At 32.0% G+C, this 20295-nt stretch carries 23 protein-coding genes, 1 riboswitch and 1 other annotated feature; of the genes, 19 read left to right on the plus strand and 4 right to left on the minus strand.

Annotated features, from left to right (window positions below):
• Nucleotides 1-26 precede the first annotated feature (26 nt).
• The 3 genes from KEC48_RS01600 (at nucleotide 27) to leuS (ending at nucleotide 4095) form a co-directional block, all read left to right on the plus strand.
• Nucleotides 27-692 (plus strand): YgjP-like metallopeptidase domain-containing protein, encoded by a 666-nt coding sequence (locus KEC48_RS01600; RefSeq protein ID WP_087358477.1) that lies wholly within the window; start codon nucleotides 27-29, stop codon nucleotides 690-692.
• Complete coding sequence (locus KEC48_RS01605; RefSeq protein ID WP_205088984.1) at nucleotides 689-1411, plus strand: RNA methyltransferase; 723 nt, start codon at nucleotides 689-691, stop codon at nucleotides 1409-1411. The genes KEC48_RS01600 and KEC48_RS01605 overlap by 4 nt, the downstream gene beginning before the upstream one ends.
• Nucleotides 1412-1456: 45 nt before the next feature.
• Nucleotides 1457-1662: a binding site (T-box leader), on the plus strand.
• 36 nt (nucleotides 1663-1698) lie between these two features.
• Nucleotides 1699-4095 carry a leucine--tRNA ligase gene (gene leuS / locus KEC48_RS01610; RefSeq protein WP_087304857.1) on the plus strand — a complete coding sequence of 799 codons (2397 nt, stop codon included), beginning with the start codon at nucleotides 1699-1701 and terminating at the stop codon, nucleotides 4093-4095.
• Between the two features lie 132 nt (nucleotides 4096-4227).
• Here the strand turns inward: leuS and KEC48_RS01615 are convergent, their stop codons facing one another.
• The 3 genes from KEC48_RS01615 to KEC48_RS01625 form a co-directional block, all read right to left on the minus strand.
• Nucleotides 4228-5118 (minus strand): DUF3737 family protein, encoded by an 891-nt coding sequence (locus tag KEC48_RS01615; protein ID WP_211963976.1) that lies wholly within the window; start codon nucleotides 5116-5118, stop codon nucleotides 4228-4230.
• A 24-nt stretch (nucleotides 5119-5142) separates the two neighbouring features.
• The gene (locus tag KEC48_RS01620; protein WP_087243214.1) at nucleotides 5143-5379 is read right to left on the minus strand and encodes a hypothetical protein; all 237 of its coding nucleotides are present in this window, start codon (nucleotides 5377-5379) and stop codon (nucleotides 5143-5145) included.
• 87 nt (nucleotides 5380-5466) lie between these two features.
• Nucleotides 5467-6027, minus strand: coding sequence for a 3'-5' exonuclease (locus tag KEC48_RS01625; RefSeq protein WP_211963977.1), 561 nt, complete (start codon nucleotides 6025-6027; stop codon nucleotides 5467-5469).
• A 125-nt stretch (nucleotides 6028-6152) separates the two neighbouring features.
• Between KEC48_RS01625 and KEC48_RS01630 the strand changes: the two genes are divergently transcribed.
• Nucleotides 6153-6506 carry a CidA/LrgA family protein gene (locus tag KEC48_RS01630; RefSeq protein WP_211963979.1) on the plus strand — a complete coding sequence of 118 codons (354 nt, stop codon included), beginning with the start codon at nucleotides 6153-6155 and terminating at the stop codon, nucleotides 6504-6506.
• The gene (locus tag KEC48_RS01635) at nucleotides 6499-7194 is read left to right on the plus strand and encodes an LrgB family protein (RefSeq protein ID WP_211963981.1); all 696 of its coding nucleotides are present in this window, start codon (nucleotides 6499-6501) and stop codon (nucleotides 7192-7194) included. The genes KEC48_RS01630 and KEC48_RS01635 overlap by 8 nt, the downstream gene beginning before the upstream one ends.
• Before the next feature lie 25 nt (nucleotides 7195-7219).
• Here KEC48_RS01635 and KEC48_RS01640 read toward each other — a convergent pair whose 3' ends face one another.
• A complete protein-coding gene (locus KEC48_RS01640; RefSeq protein ID WP_087297127.1) occupies nucleotides 7220-8173 on the minus strand; it encodes an L-lactate dehydrogenase in 954 nt (317 codons plus the stop codon).
• Between the two features lie 143 nt (nucleotides 8174-8316).
• On the opposite strand from KEC48_RS01640, the gene KEC48_RS01645 reads away from it, so the two are divergent.
• From KEC48_RS01645 to KEC48_RS01710, 14 genes are all read left to right on the plus strand, one after another.
• A complete protein-coding gene (locus KEC48_RS01645) occupies nucleotides 8317-9246 on the plus strand; it encodes an AEC family transporter (RefSeq protein ID WP_211963983.1) in 930 nt (309 codons plus the stop codon).
• A 60-nt stretch (nucleotides 9247-9306) separates the two neighbouring features.
• Complete coding sequence (locus KEC48_RS01650) at nucleotides 9307-9828, plus strand: YcxB family protein (RefSeq protein WP_205088986.1); 522 nt, start codon at nucleotides 9307-9309, stop codon at nucleotides 9826-9828.
• 55 nt (nucleotides 9829-9883) lie between these two features.
• Nucleotides 9884-10384, plus strand: a complete 501-nt coding sequence (locus KEC48_RS01655; protein WP_087358489.1) for an O-acetyl-ADP-ribose deacetylase — start codon at nucleotides 9884-9886, stop codon at nucleotides 10382-10384.
• Between the two features lie 73 nt (nucleotides 10385-10457).
• Nucleotides 10458-10838 (plus strand): desulfoferrodoxin family protein, encoded by a 381-nt coding sequence (locus KEC48_RS01660; RefSeq protein ID WP_087358491.1) that lies wholly within the window; start codon nucleotides 10458-10460, stop codon nucleotides 10836-10838.
• A 228-nt stretch (nucleotides 10839-11066) separates the two neighbouring features.
• Nucleotides 11067-11167, plus strand: a riboswitch (purine riboswitch).
• Between the two features lie 43 nt (nucleotides 11168-11210).
• Complete coding sequence (locus tag KEC48_RS01665; RefSeq protein ID WP_087358493.1) at nucleotides 11211-12044, plus strand: ABC transporter permease; 834 nt, start codon at nucleotides 11211-11213, stop codon at nucleotides 12042-12044.
• A complete protein-coding gene (locus tag KEC48_RS01670) occupies nucleotides 12044-12826 on the plus strand; it encodes an ABC transporter permease (RefSeq protein WP_087305002.1) in 783 nt (260 codons plus the stop codon). The genes KEC48_RS01665 and KEC48_RS01670 overlap by 1 nt, the downstream gene beginning before the upstream one ends.
• Nucleotides 12827-12837: 11 nt before the next feature.
• Nucleotides 12838-13875 (plus strand): ABC transporter ATP-binding protein, encoded by a 1038-nt coding sequence (locus KEC48_RS01675; protein ID WP_087358495.1) that lies wholly within the window; start codon nucleotides 12838-12840, stop codon nucleotides 13873-13875.
• A 19-nt stretch (nucleotides 13876-13894) separates the two neighbouring features.
• The gene (locus KEC48_RS01680) at nucleotides 13895-14938 is read left to right on the plus strand and encodes an ABC transporter substrate-binding protein (protein WP_224759547.1); all 1044 of its coding nucleotides are present in this window, start codon (nucleotides 13895-13897) and stop codon (nucleotides 14936-14938) included.
• An 11-nt stretch (nucleotides 14939-14949) separates the two neighbouring features.
• The gene (locus KEC48_RS01685) at nucleotides 14950-16656 is read left to right on the plus strand and encodes an adenine deaminase C-terminal domain-containing protein (protein ID WP_249191391.1); all 1707 of its coding nucleotides are present in this window, start codon (nucleotides 14950-14952) and stop codon (nucleotides 16654-16656) included.
• Nucleotides 16640-17440 carry an amidohydrolase family protein gene (locus tag KEC48_RS01690; RefSeq protein ID WP_211963988.1) on the plus strand — a complete coding sequence of 267 codons (801 nt, stop codon included), beginning with the start codon at nucleotides 16640-16642 and terminating at the stop codon, nucleotides 17438-17440. The genes KEC48_RS01685 and KEC48_RS01690 overlap by 17 nt, the downstream gene beginning before the upstream one ends.
• Before the next feature lie 55 nt (nucleotides 17441-17495).
• Nucleotides 17496-18242 carry a helix-turn-helix domain-containing protein gene (locus tag KEC48_RS01695; RefSeq protein ID WP_211962179.1) on the plus strand — a complete coding sequence of 249 codons (747 nt, stop codon included), beginning with the start codon at nucleotides 17496-17498 and terminating at the stop codon, nucleotides 18240-18242.
• 20 nt (nucleotides 18243-18262) lie between these two features.
• On the plus strand, nucleotides 18263-19180 hold the full coding sequence (locus KEC48_RS01700; RefSeq protein ID WP_275086202.1) for an IS3 family transposase: 918 nt from the start codon (nucleotides 18263-18265) through the stop codon (nucleotides 19178-19180).
• Nucleotides 19181-19264: 84 nt separating this feature from the next.
• Nucleotides 19265-19792, plus strand: coding sequence for an amidohydrolase family protein (locus KEC48_RS01705; RefSeq protein WP_211965366.1), 528 nt, complete (start codon nucleotides 19265-19267; stop codon nucleotides 19790-19792).
• The gene (locus KEC48_RS01710; RefSeq protein WP_211963990.1) at nucleotides 19789-20268 is read left to right on the plus strand and encodes a methylated-DNA--[protein]-cysteine S-methyltransferase; all 480 of its coding nucleotides are present in this window, start codon (nucleotides 19789-19791) and stop codon (nucleotides 20266-20268) included. The genes KEC48_RS01705 and KEC48_RS01710 overlap by 4 nt, the downstream gene beginning before the upstream one ends.
• Nucleotides 20269-20295: the final 27 nt, after the last annotated feature.

Raw genomic sequence — 20295 nt, forward strand, 5'->3', positions numbered from 1 at the left:
TTTATTGATTTTATTCAAGGAGATTTATGAAAGAATATCAAATACAGATAAATGATGAAACCATTGTCTATCAGTTAACTTATAAGCATATGCAAAATATAAGAATGCGTGTACGAGATGGACAATTGTTGATTAGTGCACCTTATGGGACATCATTGACATATATTGAACAGATGATTCATACTTATCAAAAAAGAATACTGACACAAATACATGCTTTTCAACCTTATTATCAATATAATGATGGTGGATATGTTTTGATTTTTAATCAACGTTATCGTCTAGTTGTCAGGGATATAGGTGTTAAACGTTGTCAATGTCATGGTCATGATTTGTATGTTTATCATTATGATATACAAGGTTGTGTGGAAAAAGAATGTTATCGTATATTATATGATTATATTGAAGAAAGAATGATTGATTATCTGGCTCATGATTTTGATTTGGATATGCCACGTATTGAAATTAAAAAATATAAAAGTCGCTGGGGAAGCTGTTATTATAAGGAACAGCGTGTTTCTTTTCATTTAGGATTAGTTCATTTAGAAAAGGAACTGATTGATTATGTGATTGTTCATGAGTTATGTCATTTTCTTTATCATGATCATTCTGCATCATTCTATCATGAGATAGCAAAAAGATTGCCACATTATCAGATATTACAAAAACGCTTAAAGGAGAAACATACATGATTACATCAATTCAAAATGAAACAATCAAAAAAATAATGAAATTGAAACAAAAGAAATATCGTGATGAATATGATTTGTTTTTAGTGGAAGGTTTTCATTTGGTTGAAGAAGCCAGAAAAGCAGGGTGTATTCAAACATTAATAACAACACTTGATGAAACATTTCCAGAAGATACTCTTTATGTTCATTCAAAAGTTATGGAAAAAATAGCTTTTACAAAGACACCACAACCTGTTATGGCTGTTTGTAAAAAACAGCATCAAACTTTAGATACATGGAAAGAACGTTATTTGTTATTGGATAATCTTCAAGATCCGGGTAATTTAGGAACTATTATTCGCAGTGCTCTAGCACTTGGTTATGACCAAATCATTATGTCACCTGAAAGTGTTGACCTTTATAATGATAAAGTTATTCGTGCTACACAGGGAGCTTTATTTCAAATGCCACTTTGCCAAATGGATTTATTAGAAGCTATTGCTTTATTACATAAACAAGGGGTTGGTGTATATGGAACATCATTACATCAGGCATTACCTATTGATCATTATCAGCCTCAAAAACAAATGGCATTTGTTTTAGGAAACGAAGGGCAGGGTGTTTGCCAGGCTGTTTTAAATGCCTGTGATCATACATTATATATTCCTATTCAAGGGATTGAATCTTTAAATGTTGCGATTGCTGGAGCTATTGTTATGTATCATTTTCCTAAAATTTAAGAAAAGATTTGCAAAATAATAAACATATGATATAATATTTTGTGTTTAGAATCGATGAAAAGGAGTAGTAGTTGTTGATACTTTTTAGAGAGTCTATGGGTGGTGGAAATAGACAGGTTAGGCAATGAACTCGCCTTGGAGATACAAAGATGAAAAGAGTAGTCTTTGTCGTTAACTGCGTTAAAGTTTTGAGAGCATATATGGATTCCATATATGAACTAAGGTGGTATCGCGATCAAGTCGTCCTTAGAAGGACGGCTTTTTATATTTATAAGGAGGGATAAATGATGCCATTTGATCATCAAGCCATTGAAAAGAAGTGGCAAAAATATTGGGATGAACATCAGACTTTCTATACTGATGTTTGGGATTTTTCAAAACCTAAATACTATGCTTTAGATATGTTTCCATATCCATCAGGACAAGGATTACATGTTGGACATCCTGAAGGATATACAGCGACAGATATTATGTCACGTATGAAAAGAATGCAGGGATATAATGTTTTACATCCAATGGGATTTGATGCTTTTGGATTACCAGCTGAACAATATGCGATTAAAACAGGAAATCACCCTGAAGGATTTACACGTCATAATATTGAAACTTTTACACATCAGTTAAAGATGTTAGGTTTTTCATTTGATTGGGATAAATGTATTTCTACTTGTGATCCTGATTATTATCATTGGACACAATGGATTTTTAAACAGCTTTATGAAGATGGTTTAGCTAAAAATGTGGATATTCCAGTGAACTGGTGTGAAGAATTAGGAACTGTTTTAGCTAATGATGAAATCATTGATGGAAAAAGTGAACGTGGGGGATACCCAGTTATTAGAAAGAATATGAAACAGTGGGTTATTGATATTCCTGCTTATGCTGAAAAATTATTGGCTGGTTTAGAGGATGTTGATTGGCCTGAATCTACCAAAGAAATTCAAAGAAACTGGATTGGAAAATCTATTGGCGCTCATGTGCATTTCCAAGTTGATGGACATGATGAACAGTTTACTGTGTTTACAACACGTTGTGATACGCTTTTTGGCGCAACTTATTGTGTGTTAGCTCCTGAACATGAATTGGTAGCTAAGATTACAACACCACAACAAAAAGAAGCGATTGAAGCCTATGTGAAAGTCTGTGCCACAAAATCTGAATTAGAACGTACTGAATTAAATAAAGATAAAACAGGTGTCTTTACTGGTGCTTATGCAATTAACCCAGTGAATCAAAAGAAAATACCTATTTGGATTTCAGATTATGTTTTAGCAGGATATGGAACTGGTGCTATTATGGCGGTTCCTGCTCATGATGATCGTGACTGGGAATTTGCGAATAAATTTGGTCTTGAAATTATTCCAGTGCTTGAAGGTGGAGATGTCACAAAAGAAGCATGGACACAGGATGGAAATCATATTAATTCTGATTTCTTAAATGGTATGAACAAAGAAGATGCCATTGAAACAATGATTCAATGGTTAACTGATCATCATTGTGGTGAAAAGAAAGTGAATTATCGTTTAAGAGAATGGATCTTTGCACGTCAAAGATACTGGGGAGAACCAATTCCAGTGATTAATTTTGATGATGGCACTTCCGTTGCATTATCAGATGATGAATTACCATTGATTTTACCACCATTAGAAGATTACTCACCTTCTAAGAGTGGAGCATCACCATTGGATAAAGCTACAGACTGGGTGAATGTCACTGTGAATGGAAAAGCTGGAAAACGTGAAACAAGTACAATGCCAGGAAGTGCGGGAAGCAGCTGGTATTATATGCGATATATTGATCCACATAATGATCATGCGATTGCTGATAGAAAGTTGTTGGATCACTGGTTACCAGTTGATTTATATGTTGGTGGACCAGAACATGCTGTTGGACACTTATTATATTCTCGTATGTGGAATCGTTATTTATATGATAAAGGATATTTGTCACATCCTGAACCATTCCAGAAATTATATCATCAAGGTATGATTTTAGGAACAAATGGTGAAAAAATGAGTAAATCTAAAGGGAATGTCATTAACCCTGATGATATTGTTCAAACTTATGGGGCTGATACATTAAGAGTTTATGAAATGTTTATGGGACCTTTGGAAGCAAGTAAACCATGGAGTGAAACAGGTGTTGACGGTGCTAGAAAATGGTTGGATCGTGTGTATCGTTTGATTGTGGAATCTGATAAATTAAGTGATGAAAATGATCATTCATTAGACTTTGTTTATCATTCTACTGTTAAAAAAGTTACTCATGATTATGAAACATTAGGATTTAATACTGCTATTTCACAAATGATGATTTTTGTCAATGAAGCTTATAAAGCTAAAACTGTCTATCGTCCATATGCTGAAAACTTAGTGAAAATGTTAAGCTGTATCGCTCCACATGTCTGTGAAGAAATGTGGCAGTTACTTGGACATGATGAAACATTAGCTTATGAGCCATGGCCAACATATGATGAAGCGATGTTGGAACAGTCAACAATTGAGATGGCTGTACAGGTTAATGGAAAACTTCGTGCTAAAATCACTGTGAATAAAGATGAAGATGATGAAGTCGTGAAACAGGAAGCTTTAGCTCAAGATAATGTAAAAACACATACTGAAGGAAAGAATATTGTGAAAATTATTGTCGTGAAAAATAAGATTGTCAATATTGTTGTGAAATAAAAATATTGATTTATAAACATGGAATGAAGAGAGAAGTGAATTTCTAAAAGTTAAGGTATCTTAATTGCAGAGATTCACTTTTTTAATGTTCAATTATTGATAATAAAAAAACGCTGACTTTTCAGTTAACGTTTAACAACAGCATTGACAAATAGACTGATTGTTTATAGGGGCTTGTCTGATGATCACTTGACCATTTGTTTCCATGACAGCATCTTCATTGATGATTTCACCAACACTGTCAACTGTAATTGTTCCTGATTTGACATTTTTAATAGAATCAACATGTCCTTTGATTGTTGCCTGTACATCAGAATATTCAAATGCTAAATCGCAATCAATCATTTCACAATCAATGAGTTTCAAATTTTCACAATAACATAATGGTTGTGTTCCAATGATCTGACAGTTAATGAATGTGACATTTTTTGAAAACCACCCTAAATATTCACCTTTGACAACAGAATCTTTAACGATGACGTTATTGCTATGCCAGAAGGCATCTTTTGTATCTAAATAAGAATTTGTAATTTCTAAGTCATGCATATACTGGAAAGAATATTTTCCTGTAAATTTCAAATAATCAATTTTAACATGATGACTATGAAGTAACATATATTCAGAATGAATTTCACTATCTTTAATAGAAATATCCTGGCAGAACCAGCCAAACTCTGGTGATTGAATCTGACAATTTGAAACAATTGTATCACTACATTCTCTTAAAATTTTTATACCTTGAATATCACAAGAATCAATCAAACCATGATGAGAATACCAGATAGGAGCTCTTGTTAATTCATCTAAAGAGCTGTGAATTAATTCATAACCCTGTACATGCCATAAGGGATAACGAAGCGAAAAAGTACAATGATCAACTCTGACTTGTCTTGTTTCTTTCAAGACAGATTCTCCATCTTGAGGACCAGCAAAAGTACAGTTTCTCACTTCAGTATTTTGTATGTTGTATAAAGCTCTTTCTTCATCAAAAGTTTGATTTTCAATAATCTGTTTGATTTGCATGATATTGACCTCCTTTAAGAAAGCTTATGCTTTATTTTGAATATTTTTTAAAGTGTAAATCAGATAATCAAGATGATCAATTTTCTTTTGTTTTTGATGCACTTCATCTAGAATTTCATATCTTTTCTTTTTTAAAAAAAGGAAAAGAAATTCAAAACGATGATTTTCAAAGTCATCAACAAATTCTTGAACTTGTTTAGATGAACATCCCATATCTTCTAAACTTTTTTGAATATCTTCTTTGGTAAGCATTTGAATCATATGAAAGCCTCCTTGACTATATTCTATATATAGACATTATAAAAATCAAATACTTATAATGGATAGTCAGCTATGCTTTTGAGGTATTTATATGGATATATGTTGTCTGATTATTTCTTTTTTAAGGTGTTCATAAAGTTCATATGTAGATATGCAATCTGCTAAAGAACGGTGTTCATTTGTGGAAAGCCCTAAAAATTCTACCATGTCTGTTAAACGATGATGGGGCATTTGAGGATAAACCTTTCTACAAAATTGAACCGTATCCATATATTCATTAGATAAATTGATCTGAAAATGATTCGCAATAAAATTAAGATCGAAAGCTGTATTATGTCCAATAATTGGATCGTATCCAAGAAACTGCAAAATGTCATCTTGAACAGAAGAGAGAACAGGCATATCCTCTACCATTTGATTATCAATACCAGTGAGTTGAGTGATAAAAGGACTAATATTCTGTTGGGGATTGATTAACTGGCTATAACGTTCAACGATTTCCTTGTTTCTGACCTTTAATATTCCAATTTCAATAATTTTATCTTTTTGCCAAGATAAACCTGTTGTTTCGATATCTATAACACAATAATCATCAATGATTTTTTTAACATAATAACCTCTTTTATAATATTGTTTTTGATAAGCCATTGTGATCACCTCAACTCTATATTTAAATCTATTCAATATAAAAATGCAAATGAATTTATAAAAAAAGTATAATCATCAGTCAAATCATGTTATAATGTTGCACGGTATCACAACAGGAGGTCGTTATGAAATATATACATCAGTTTCTTATTATTATGTTGATTTCATTTGTAGGAGAATTATTGAGTTTTTTACCATTACCCATTCCAGCAAGTGTTTATGGATTGTTGATTATGTTAGTTGGTCTTTATACAAAAATAATTCCATTATCAGCAATAGAAGATGTTGCAGATTGGCTGATTTTGATTATGCCTGTTTTATTTGTTCCATCTGCTGTTGGTTTAATGAATATCAAAGAAGAATTATTTGAAAACATAGCTGTCATTATGATTGTTCTTGTTATAAGTACAGTCATTGTAATGGTAGTGACAGGGAAAATTGCACAATATATGATAGAAAGGAAAAATATCAATGAATAATTTATTGATTGAAGCATCTTATTTTGGCATTGTATTAAGTTTATTAACATATTGGTTGGCTGTTCAAATAAGAAAGCGATGGTCTTATTCTCTTTTGAATCCATTATTAATCAGTGCTTTTTTGACTATCTTTGTTTTATATGTTTTAGATATTGATTTTCAGACATATAATCAAGGAGCACAAATGATTACATATTTATTGACTCCATCAACTGTTTGTTTAGCGATTCCTTTATATAAACAAACACAAGTACTGGTTAAACATTTTGGAGCTATTATAGTAAGCTTATTATGTGGTTGTCTGTCTGGTTTGATGAGTGTTATGGTTCTTTGTATTTTGTTGAAGACAAGTGAAACAGTTTTATATTCTTTGATGCCAAAATCTATTACGACAGCGATTGCTATTGGAGTATCAGAATTGCTTGGTGGTCATTCGACAATGACAGTAGGTGTTGTCATTTTAACAGGAATTTTTGGATCAATGATTGCTAAAACGATTTTTAAAGTTTTCCATATCAATCACCCTGTTGCACGTGGACTGGCATTAGGAAATAGTGCTCATGCTATTGGAACAGCGAAAGCAATTGAGTGGGGTGAAATTGAGGCAGCAATGAGTAGTTTATCCATTGTGATTTCAGGTATATTCACTGTGTTTTTAGCGCCTATTATGATTCATTTATGGATATAAAAAAGTTCTATGTTTAAGCATAGAACTATTGATTTAAAAGATCATAAAATGATTTTAAGCGTTGACAAGATTGATTGAACTCTTCTTGTTCTTGTGGTGTCATGCGTAATTCAACAATTTCTCTAACACCACTACGATCAATGATGGCTGGCACACTGATAAATAAATCATCCTGACCATATTCGCCACGAAGCAATGTTGAAACAGGTAAAATCTGGTTTTCATTATGTAAGATTGTGCGAATAATACCAACTGTACTTGAGGCTATACCATAACAAGTATTCCCTTTACGATTGAAAATTTCCCAACCAGCCTGAATTGTATCTTTTTTCATCTGTTGATAGGGTTCTTGTCCTAAACGACTCTGGTTATCTTGAACAACACTATAAATATCCTTACCACCAATACGAACAGTTGACCATGGAATCATTTCACTATCTCCATGTTCACCAATGACCATCGCATGAACACTGCGAGGATCAACTTGGATTTTTTGGGCGATGAAATATTTTAAACGGGCTGTATCTAATGTTGTTCCTGTTCCAATAACCTGATTAGCTGGTAAACCAGAAAGTTTATAAGCATAATAACTCATTAAATCTACAGGGTTTGAAACAACAATCAAATGTCCATCAAAATGATGTTCTTTAATTTGAGTAATAATACTTTTCATGACATTTAAAGATGGTTCTAACATCTTTAAACGGTCATTACCACTTTGAGGGGTTGGAACACTTGCTGTAATGATAACAATTTGAGCATCTTCACAGTCTTCATATCGTCCCACTTTGACATGTGTATTACGATTCATATATTCAATGCTTTGAGATAAATCTAATACTTCTCCTAAAACTTTTTCTTCATTCAAATCAATCAAAGCAATTTCGTCACATAGACCTTGATTAATCAAACAAAATGCAGTACTGACACCAACGTGTCCACATCCAATAATGACAATTTTTCTTTTTTCTAATTTCATTTCTTTTCTCCTCGTTATAAGTCTAAAATGATTATATCATAATTCATAAAATTGTAATGAAATATGATAAAAAGTTTTCAAAACCTGAAAATAAAATGTGTGTTTGATAAAAATAAGTATACTATATGTGGGAGAGGAAATTTATGGAATTAAGTCTTTTATTAGCTCAAAATATTTTTGGATTATTTCTTATTATTTTTGTAGGATATTTAACTGTAAAGTGTCGTGTACTGACATCTGATGATAGTAAAGTGATTTCTAAAATTGTTTTATATATTGTTTGCCCTTGTACAATTTTAAATTCTTTTCAGATTGATTTTACAAATGAGAAGCTGATGGGATTGATTTTATCTTTTATTGGAGCTATTGTCGTTCATTTGATTTTTATTCCATTAACAAAATTATTAGGGCAGATTTTTCATTTTATGCCTGTAGAAAAAGCAACGCTTATTTATTCTAATGCTGGTAATCTGATTATACCTTTGGTAGCTTCTATTTTAGGGGAAGAATGGGTTTTATATACAAGTGGATATATGGTTGTTCAAACTATTTTAATATGGACACATGGAAAAAATCTGGTTTGTAATGAAAAGCAGTATGATTTCAAAAAGATTATCTTGAATGTAAATGTTATAGCGATTATGTTAGGAATGATTATGTTTATAGCACGCTGGCATTTTCCAACGCTGATTCATGATACAGTAAGTAGTGTTGGTTCTATGGTGGGGCCATTAAGTATGCTGGTGATTGGAATGTTATTAGGGAATATTGATATTTTATCTATTTTTAAAGAAAAAAGAGTTTATGGTATTTGTTTTTTGAGATTGATTGTTTATCCTTTGGCTGTGATTTTGGCGTTTCGTTTGCTGGGATTACAAAATTTTCATCAGGATGCTTATCAGATATTGTTGATCAGTCTTTTGGCTGCGAGTGCTCCTGCTGCTGCAACAATTACCCAATTTGCCCAGTTATATGATAAACATCCAGGCTATACGAGTATCATGAATGTTATGTCTGTTATTTTTTGTATTATCACAATGCCGATCATTGTTTTTATTTATCAAATTTTATAAAAGTTAATATCTAAGACATAATTATGAAGGATAATGCTGTATTGTTGGAGGAAGGGTTATATGAATAGAATTCAAATTAGTCATAATATTGTTGATGAAGATTTATTAAAAGAAGTGAAAAAATACATGATTGCTCCATGGCAAAAATATTTATTGTCATTAACAGGTGTGATTTCATTAATTTTAGGTATTATAAATGTCGTTAATCAAAATATGTTACAAGGTGTTGTTTTATTGGTTTTAGGTGCTGTGTGTATTGGGGAAATTTTCTTTTTAATTCATAGTCATTACAAAGAAATGTTAAAATTGATGAAAGAAGAAATTGATGAACAGAAAATTACATATACAATGAGTTTTGGAGGAGAATATGTCGTTGTACATAATTGTCAGACATCTATTGATAATAAAATTCCTTACTCTCATTTAAAAACTTTATCACAGACAGAACATGCATATGTTTTATTAGCAAAGAAAAATGAAATCATTATTATTCGAAAAGATTGTTTAAAAGTAAGTATTCGTGAATTTATAGATTTCTTGAAACAAAAAGATACAAAAATAAAAAAATGGATCAAAGCATAAAAGTCGTTTCTATCAAATGACTTTTTTTGTTATAATAAAAAAGAAGGTGAAAGAAATGAAAATTCAAATTATTCAAGGTGATATTACTCAAATATCATGTGATGCCATAGTCAATGCTGCCAATAATAGTTTATTAGGTGGTGGAGGGGTGGATGGTGCTATCCATCGCAAAGCTGGACCTGAATTATTGGCTGAGTGTCGTTTGTTGCATGGATGTGCGACTGGTGATGCAAAAGTCACAAAGGCTTATCATTTACCAGCACGTTATGTGATTCATACAGTTGGTCCGGTTTATCGTGATGGACAACATGATGAAGCCAAACGATTACAGTCTTGTTATATACGCTGTTTGGAAAAAGCTGAAGAATATCAATGTCAACATATTGCTTTTCCTTCAATTAGTACAGGGGCTTATCGTTATCCTGTATCACAGGCAGCTACAATTGCGATAGAAACGCTTAAAAACTATCCATGTCAATATGTCAAAAGAATAGATATTGTTTGTTTTGATAATTATACATATCGTACATATTGTCAGTTATTAAAAAAAGAATAATAAAAGTGCATATGATTAGCTATAATAAATAAGACATGGTACAATGGTCTTGTCATGAAAGGAGAAAGAGATTATGAAATTATATGTATGTCCAGTTTGTGGAAATGTAGTAGAAAAAATTGTTGATAAAGGAGTACCAGTTGTTTGTTGTGGAAAACCAATGGTAGAATTAACAGCGAATACAACAGATGGTGCATTAGAAAAACACGTTCCTGTATTATCTATAGATGGAGATAAACTTCATGTGAAAGTTGGTGAAGTTTCACATCCAATGACTGATGAACATTTAATTACAACAATCATTGCTGTATTCAACAGTCAAGTTTTACGTGTGGATTTAACATCTGCTGATCAACCTGAAGCAGTATTTGCAATTGGTGATTATAAAGGAACAATTGAAGTATACGAATACTGTAACTTACATGGATTATGGAAAGCAACAATTGAAGCATAAATCATAAACAAGGAAACTTATCATAAGATAGGTTTCTTTTTTTTAAAGATACTGTCTGGAAATATTTTTAAATATGCTATAACATGATGGAAATGGTAGAATTTCCATATTTTAGATAAAATGATAAAGATATGAGTTGTTGAATTGTTAAATAATGGGCGGTATTTTCATTTTTTATACGATTAAATGTGAAAAAATCGAAAAATATTAGACAAAACTATAGATGTTTGTTACAATAAGCGTGGTTATCATATATGTTTGGGAATTGGCCCAATCGTTTCTACCCCGTTACCGAAAATAACGGGACTATGATAGACGCTTTTTTATATGTCTATCTGTAGATAGACTTTTTTTATTGGAGGAGGGACTTGAGTGAAGAAAAAAATGCATTATCTTCTTTTGGTGCCTTGTTTGGTTTTACTGATTGTATTTTTGGTGATGCCATTGATTCAAATCATTTTACCAACTTTGTTTCCTGAAGGAAGTGGCTTTAGTTTCACGAATTATTTATCATTTTTTCAAGATGAATATTATATGACAATCTTCATTAGAACTGTTAAGATTGCTTTGATTTCATCTCTTGTTTGTATGATTTTAGGAGTACCAACTGCTTATTTTATTTCTCGTTGTGATAAAAAATGGCGTGGTATTTTAATGGCAATTTCTATTTTTCCAATGCTTACGAATTCAGTTGTCAGAAGTTTTGCATGGATTAATATTTTAGGTAAAAATGGAGTGATTAATAATTTTTTAATGTCAATAGGGGTTATAGAAGAACCAATTACAATGTTATATACTGAATTTTCAGTTTTAATTGGGACAATTTATTTATTTTTACCTCTTATGATTATCACTTTAGTGGGTGTTATGGAAAATATTGATAATGATATGATGGAAGCAGCAGAAAGTTTAGGTGCGAATCGTGTTAAAGCTTTTATGAAGGTTGTCTTACCACTAAGTATTCCAGGTATTATTGTTGGATGTGTGCTTGTTTTTACAGGATCACTCAGTGCTTATACAACACCTCAGTTATTAGGTGGACCAAAGAATCTTGTTTTAGCAACCTTTATTTCACAACAGGCATTAAGTTTAAATAACTGGACAGCAGCCAGTGTTTTTGCAGTCATTATGATTATTACAACATTAATTGTTATGAAAGCATTAAATGCGATTGCAGCGAAATTGGATAAGCGAGGTGAAGTCTAATGCGTAAACATAAAGGATTGATGGTTATTTCTATTTTGGTATTTGCATTTTTGTTTATACCTCTCATCATTATTGCTGTGACAGCATTTGGCTCAGAAAGTACGATTACTTTTCCTATACATGGATTTTCATTACAATGGTTTGTCAATGTGTTTGAATCAGAAAGCTTTATGAGTTCATTAGCATTAAGTGGAGAAATTGCTTTGTTAGCAACTCTACTTGCTTTGCTTGTAGGAGTACCTGCAGCATATGCATTAGCGAGATATAGTGTTATTGGAAAGAAATTTTTAAAGAGCTTCTTTTTATCCCCAACAATCATTCCAGGAATTGTTGTCGGATATGCTTTATATCAATATGTGGTTTTAACATTGAATTTTCCTGTTTTTGAAAGTTTATTATTAGGACATTTTCTTGTTGTTTTACCATATGTGATTCGTATTGTTGGTTCTTCATTGGATCAGTTTGATTTTGCGATTGAAGAGGCAGCTTTAAGTTTAGGATGTCAAAAAGGTCAGGCTTTCTTTAAAGTTGTTTTACCTAATATTACATCAGGAATCAGTGCGGCTTTTATGTTGTCATTTATTAATTCATTTAATAATATACCTGTATCTATGTTTTTAACAGGACCAGGAGTGACAACTTTACCTACAACATTAATGAATTATATTGAATATAATTATGATCCAACTGTTTCAGCAGTTTCTGTTTTATTAATGGTAGCAACGATTGTGATTATGTTCATTGTTGAAAAAACATTAGGAATTTCAGCACTTGCAAAATAGGAGGAGTTAGAATGGCGTTTTTAAGCTTAAAAGATATTGCAGTTGCATATCATCAGAAAAATTATATTTTACAGGGGTTAAACTTAGATATTGAAAAAGGAGAATTAGTCTCTTTGCTTGGACCTTCTGGTTGTGGAAAAACAACAACTTTACGTGTGGTTGCAGGATTTATTGATCCTCAGGAAGGAAACTTCATTTTAGATGGTGAAGATATGACAAAGGTACCTGTTCATAAAAGAAATTTTGGATTGGTTTTCCAAAGTTATGCTTTGTTTCCACATTTAACAGTTAAAGAAAATATTGCGTTTGGATTAAAATTAAGAAAAATGGATAAAGCTCAAATGGAAGCTAAAATCAATGAAGTTGTTGAAGTTTGTGATTTGGAAGGATTAACAGATCGTTTACCTAAACAATTATCAGGGGGTCAACGTCAGCGTGTTGCTTTAGCAAGAGCACTTGTCATTGAGCCAAAACTTTTATTACTAGATGAACCATTAAGTAATCTGGATGCGAAATTACGTATTCAAATGCGTGTTGAAATTAAAAGATTACAGAAAAAATTAGGAATTACAACGATTTTTGTTACACATGATCAAGAAGAGTGTTTCTCTATTTCTGATAAGGTAGCAGTTATGAATAATGGTGTTATTGAACAATACGATACACCTGAAAATATTTACTCTCGTCCAAAAACAGAGTTTGTTGCAAGATTTATAGGATTTGAAAATTTCTTTGATTTAACAAAAGTTCAAGATCACCAATATCAAAATCAAAATGGTGAAATCATGAAAGTGGACAATGATGGCGATTTAGAAACATGCAAAGGGACAATTCGTCCTGATGATATTGAAATCGTAACATCTGCTGATAAATATGATAATATGATTACAGGAAATGTTACAGTGAGAACATTCCTTGGAAAGAGTTATCAATATGAAGTGGAAACACCTATTGGTAAACTTGTTGTTAATGGTGGAAATGCAACAGTTTATAAACAGGGTGATACTATTCAAATGCATTTACCAGCAAATAAAATTGTCTTAGTTTAGGAAAGGAAGGTAGAAAAAAGTGAAAAAATTATTAGTTGGTTTAATGGCTGGAGCTATGGTTTTAGTAGGATGTTCTAGCAACAGTGGGAGTGATACTCAAAAATTAGTTGTATCAACATGGGGATTAAATGCTGATATTGTACAAAAAGATGTTTATGAACCATTTGAAAAAGAAAACAATTGTGAAATTGTTGTAGAAGAAGGTGGAACTTCAGATCGTTACACAAAATTTGCTAATAATCCAAATTCTGATGTTGATATTATTGAATTATCTCAGGCAGAAGCACAAAAAGGATATGCAGCTGATTTATTTGAAAAATTAGATTATAGTAAAATTGGAAATGCGAAAGATTTAATTGATGCAGCGTCTAAGCTAAAAGATGATAATGGATATGGTGTTCCTTATACTTTAAATAGTATTGGTATTATTTATGATAAGGAAGCAACTGGATTTGAAATTAAAGAATGGAATGATTTATGGGATAGTCGTTTAAAAGGTCAAATTTCTATTCCTGAAATTACAACAACTTTTGGACCAGCAATGGTACATATTGCAAGTGATTATAAAGGTGTAGATATTACATCTGATAATGGAAAAGCGGCATTTGAAGCTTTAGAAGAATTAAAACCAAATATTGTGAAAACATATACAAAATCTTCAGATTTAACAAATATGTTCAGTGCTGGAGAAATTTCAGTTGCTGTTGTTGCTGACTTTGGTGTAAGTTTAATTCAAAAAAATAATGAAAATTGTGAATATGTAGTACCTGAATCAGGAACATATGCCAACTTTAATACAATTGAAGTGAATAAAAATTCAGACAATAAAGATTTAGCATATAAATATATTGATTGGCGTTTAAGCAAAGATTTACAATATAAAGATGCTGTTTCTGATTTGAATGAAGCACCTACAAATAAAACAGTTGAATTAACTGAAGAAGAAGCACTTAATAAAACTTATGGTGATGTAGCTGCTAGAGCTAAAGTTATTGATTTCAAATTTGTCAATCCACTATTAGAGGATTGGGTTGATCAATGGACACGTATTTTAAATAGTTAGGAGATATTGTCATGAATCAACTCATCAAAAACGTACAGGTTTATAATACATTTACACAAAGTTTTGAAAAAAAGAATGTTTATATTCAAGAAGATAAATTTTATTATATTTGTGATGATGAACCACTTGAAAGTCAAGAAGTGATTGATGGACAAGGTAAGTACATGATTCCTGGGTTGATTGATATTCATATGCATATTGAAAGTTCTATGACAGTTCCTGGTGAATTTTCCAAAGCAGTATTACCTCATGGGGTCACAACAGTGGTTGCTGACCCACATGAGATAGCGAATGTTTTTGGAATACGTGGAATTGAAACGATGATATCCAATGACACAACATTGGATATTTTTTATGGAATTCCTTCTTCTGTTCCTTCTACCAATGAACATTTGGAAACAACAGGAGGAAAAATAGATGTAGATGATGTCAAACAGCTTTTAGAGAATCCTCGTATTTTATGCTTGGGTGAAGTCATGAACTTTAAAGATTTGATTGGTGGGCAAGATACACTCATTAATCAGATTATTCAAGCCTGTCATGAAAAAAGATGGCAGTTACCTATTGAAGGACATTGTCCTAAAATTACGGGGCTTGATTTAGCACGATATATTTATCAGAGTGTTGATGCAGATCATACGCAGCAGACACCAGAATCCATTGTTGAAAAGATAAAAAATGGCATGTTTCTGGAAATTCAAAGAAAATCAATGAATGCAGATACAATTCGTACATTGGTAGAACATCAATTTTATGAATATTTTGCATTGGTGACAGATGATGTGATGGCTGACCAGTTAGAGCAGGGACATTTGAATCTTTTAGTCAAATTAGCATATGATTTAGGTATGCCAATTGAAAAAGCTATTTATTGTGCCACTTATACACCAGCTAGACGTATGCATATGATTGATCGTGGATGTATTGCCCCAGGGAAAATAGCGGATTTTATCTTATTGGATGATTTATATTCTTTTTCTATTGATAGTGTGTATAAAAAAGGACAATGTGTTTATCATCAAACAAAACAAATAGAAATTCAAGAACAACAGTCACACTTTCCACAAGAGTTTTACCATTCACTTTATGCCAGACAAGCAAAGAATGAAGATTTTATGATACCATCATCAAAAAAAGAAGTTCTTTGTCATGTTATGGAAGTACAGCCACATTCCACTTTTACAAAGCATCTACAGATGAAATTACCAGTCAAAGACGGCTATGTAGATTATCAAAGTGCGGGACTTTGCTTATTGACTATTTTTGAAAGATATCAAAAAAATGGACATATTACACATGCTTTGGTGAAAAATACATTACAAACAAAAGGTGCGGTTGCGACAAGCTGGGCACATGATCATCATAATATCATGATTTTAGGTAATAGTATTGAAGATATGGTTATTGCACAGCATCAGCTTCTCCAACAACAAGGTGGATATCTGGTTGTTCAAAATCAAAAAATTCAAGCCAACACTGTATTAAATATTGGTGGTATTGTCAGTGATCAGCCATTAAAAGAATTAGCTCAAGATTTACGACAAGTCAGAAAAGCGATGGAAGATTTAGGATATGTTCATGATAATGTGATTATGTCATTATCCACATTATCTCTACCTGTTTCACCAGAACTGAAAGTGACTGATTATGGGATGTTGGATACTTATCATCAGACAATTGTACCACTCATGGAGGACAGTTATGAGAACATTGATTAAAAATGTAACAATTTTAACAATGAATGAACATTTTGATGTCATTGAAGATGGACAAATGCTCATTGATGATGAAAATATAATTGAAATAGGGAAAACATGTGTACAAAAATATGATCAATGCATAGATGGACATCATGGTATTTTATTACCAGGTATGATTAATATCCATACGCATCTAGGAATGATTCCATTTCGTGGACTAGGTGATGATTGCCCTGATCGCTTACGTCGCTTCTTATTTCCATTGGAATCCAAATATATGACGGCTGATCTTGTTTATCATAGCTCCAAGTATGCTATGGCTGAAATGTTGTTGTCAGGGATTACAACATTTATGGATATGTATTATTTTGAAGATGAAGTCGCAAAAGCAGCTGATGAAATGAAAATGAGAGGTTTTGTTGGAGAAACGATTGTTGATTTCCCTAGCTGCGATAGTCAAGAAGCTTATGGGGGATTAGATTATTGTCGATGGTTTATACCTCGATGGAAAAATCATCCGTTGATTGTTCCATTTATTGCGCCACATGCGACAAATACAAATGATTTAGAACATCTTCAGCTTGCTCATCAATTGGCAACACAATACAATGTACCTTTATCATTGCATGCCAGTGAATTGGATTATGAGATGGATTATTTCCAAAAAGAGTATCACATGACACCAACAGCATTTTTAGATTATTATGATTTATTGGATCAAAATGTTATTCTAGCGCATTGTATTCATATCAATAATGATGATATAAAGTTAATTCAAAAAAATAAGAGTGGTATGATATGATAACCTCCTAGTAGACAGTGTAAATAATTAAACACTGATACGGGAGGTTTTTATATTGGGAAGAAAAAGCAAATATTCTAAAGAACTAAAAATAGAAATATGTAAACGTTATTTGAATGGTGAAGGTTCTACTTATTCATTAGCTGATGAAATCGGCACAAATAATATGGTTGTTTATAGATGGGTTAAAAAATACAATGCTTTTGGTGAATCAGCTTTTGATGATTTAAAATCAAATAATGCATATACTAAAACATTTAAACGGATGGTTGTAGATGCTTATTTAAACGGCGAAGGTTCATTAGATGATCTGGCAATAAAATATAATATTTCTTCTAATAGCACTATCATAAAGTGGATAAAAGATTATAATAGTCATATGGAATTGAAGGATTACATTCCTGGAGGAGAAGATATCTATATGGCGAAAAGCAGAAAAGTAAATAAAGAAGAACGTATTGAAATTGTAAAGTATTGTCTTGAACATGATTTGGACTATAAGACAACAGCTAAGGTATTTGAAACAACTTACGCTAATGTCTTTAATTGGGTCAAGAAGTATAAGGAAAAAGGCGAAGATGGTTTAGGTGATAGACGTGGACATCATAAAGCTGATGAAGAAGTTGATGAAATGACTTTATTAAAACGACAGCTCAAACAAAAGGAATATGAACTTGAAATGGCACTATTGGAGGTAAGAATGTTAAAAAAATTGGACGAGATAGAAAGAAGGCGATATACAGAGAAAGCAAATATGAAGAAGAATATGAAGCAATCAAAGAAATTAGCGAAGAAGAAGTAGATAAAGGAAACACACCAAATATATCACTTATGTGTAGAATACTTGATGTCAAACGTGCAAACTATTATAAATGGCTTCATCATGAAAAGAGTATTGTAGACAAGGAAAATGAAGAGATAGCTGAGCTGATCAAAGAATATCATAAAAAATATAACGGATTATTAGGTTATAGAATGATGGCTGATAGAATAAATAGAGATCATCATAGACATTATAGTGACAAACGTATCTATAAGATCATGAGGACATTAGGTATTCAAAGCATCATTCGACCTAAACGAAGAAGTTGTACAGTTAGAAAAAATAACAACACAGCTAAGAATAATCTTAATAGAGATTTCAATGCATCAAGACCAAATGAAAAATGGGTAACTGATGTCACAGAATTCAAATATGGCCCACATAATGAATATAAGCTTTATTTGAGTGCATTTCTTGATCTCTATGATAGAACAGTCGTCAGTTATGAAGTTGGTAATCACAATAATAATATTCTTGTTTTTAATACATTTGATAAAGCAATTCAAGCTAATAAAGATGCACATCCTTTATGTCATTCGGATGGAGGATATCAATACACAAGTCCAGCCTTTGTAAATATGCTTAAAGAGCAGGGAATGACACAAAGCATGTCAAGAGTTCACTGCTGCATAGATAATGGACCAATGGAAGGCTTTTGGGGAATCATGAAATGTGAGATGTATTATTATGGAAAACATTACAACACAAAGGACGAACTTATTAAGGCTATTGATGATTGGATTCATTATTACATGTATGAAAGATATCAAAGAAGATTTGGAGTAAAGACACCATATGAAGTGAGAAGAGAAGCACTATCATTACAAACACCAAATCAATATCCAATATTAGAAAATAAAAGAATCATAAAATATAAACAAGAACATTATACAAGTAATACAACATTAGCTGCATAAAGAAAAATGAAGTTGTCTCCTCGGCAACTTCATCAAAAACATTTTTAATTATTTCACCTGTCTACTTGACAGGGGCGGTTCAGTATTGCACATTGTTTGGTTTCTAATTTAAAAGCAGCAAAAGGAGTTATGCCTTTAAAAGAACTATTAGAAAATGGTGTGAGTGTTGGTTTAGGGACGGATGGACCATCAAGTGGGAATACTTTAGAGCTCTTTTCAATGTTGAAAATGATTGCCTGTGTTCATAAAACTGTGAATCATGATCGTGGCGCATTTCATGCACAGGATATCCTTTCTTTAGCAACTATTCATGGTGCAAAAGCCTTACATATTGATCATCTGGTTGGTTCATTAGAAGTGGGTAAAAAAGCAGATTTTATCATTGTTGAAACAGATTCAGTGAATATGTATCCACTTTATGATCCTTATTCAGCACTGGTTTATAGCGCCAATCCAAGCCAGGTAGATACTGTTTTTGTCAATGGAAAATGTCTGGTTCGTCATAAGAAATTACAATTAGAAAAACTTTCTGATTTGAAACAAAATCTTCAAAAGGCATCTCAGACTTTTTCGAAAAAAGCTTTAGAATATGCCAAAAAAAATGCCAGATGAATAAGACAATTTATTATTATCAGTATCCATTTCCTATTGGGAAAATAATGATTGCCTGTAAAGATCAAGCCATTATTTATTGTGGTCAACCAATCCTTTTAGAAAATGGTATTTATGAAAACACAGAGTGTTTAAAAAATATAGCCAAGCAGATTGAAGAATATTTTCAAAAAAGAAGACAAACTTTTGATTTCCATTATATATTTTTAAAAGGAACAGCTTTTCAAAAGAAAGTTTGGCAGGCTGTTATGGACATTCCATATGGTCAAACAAGAAGCTATCGTGATATTGCTGAAAAGATTGGACATCCGCGGGCTTATAGGGCTGTCGGAAGTGCTTTGCGTGAATGCCCATTTTCACTGCTTATACCATGTCATCGTGTCATTGGTTCATCACAAAAATTAGGTGGCTATGGAAAAGACATTGATGTCAAGATATTTTTATTACAACTTGAACAAGCAGACTTGGTATCCTGAATGGATTATGCTAGAATGGATATAAGG

The sequence above is a fragment of the Clostridium sp. C1 genome, from assembly GCF_018223625.1.
GTDB lineage: Bacteria > Bacillota_I > Bacilli_A > Erysipelotrichales > Coprobacillaceae > Allocoprobacillus.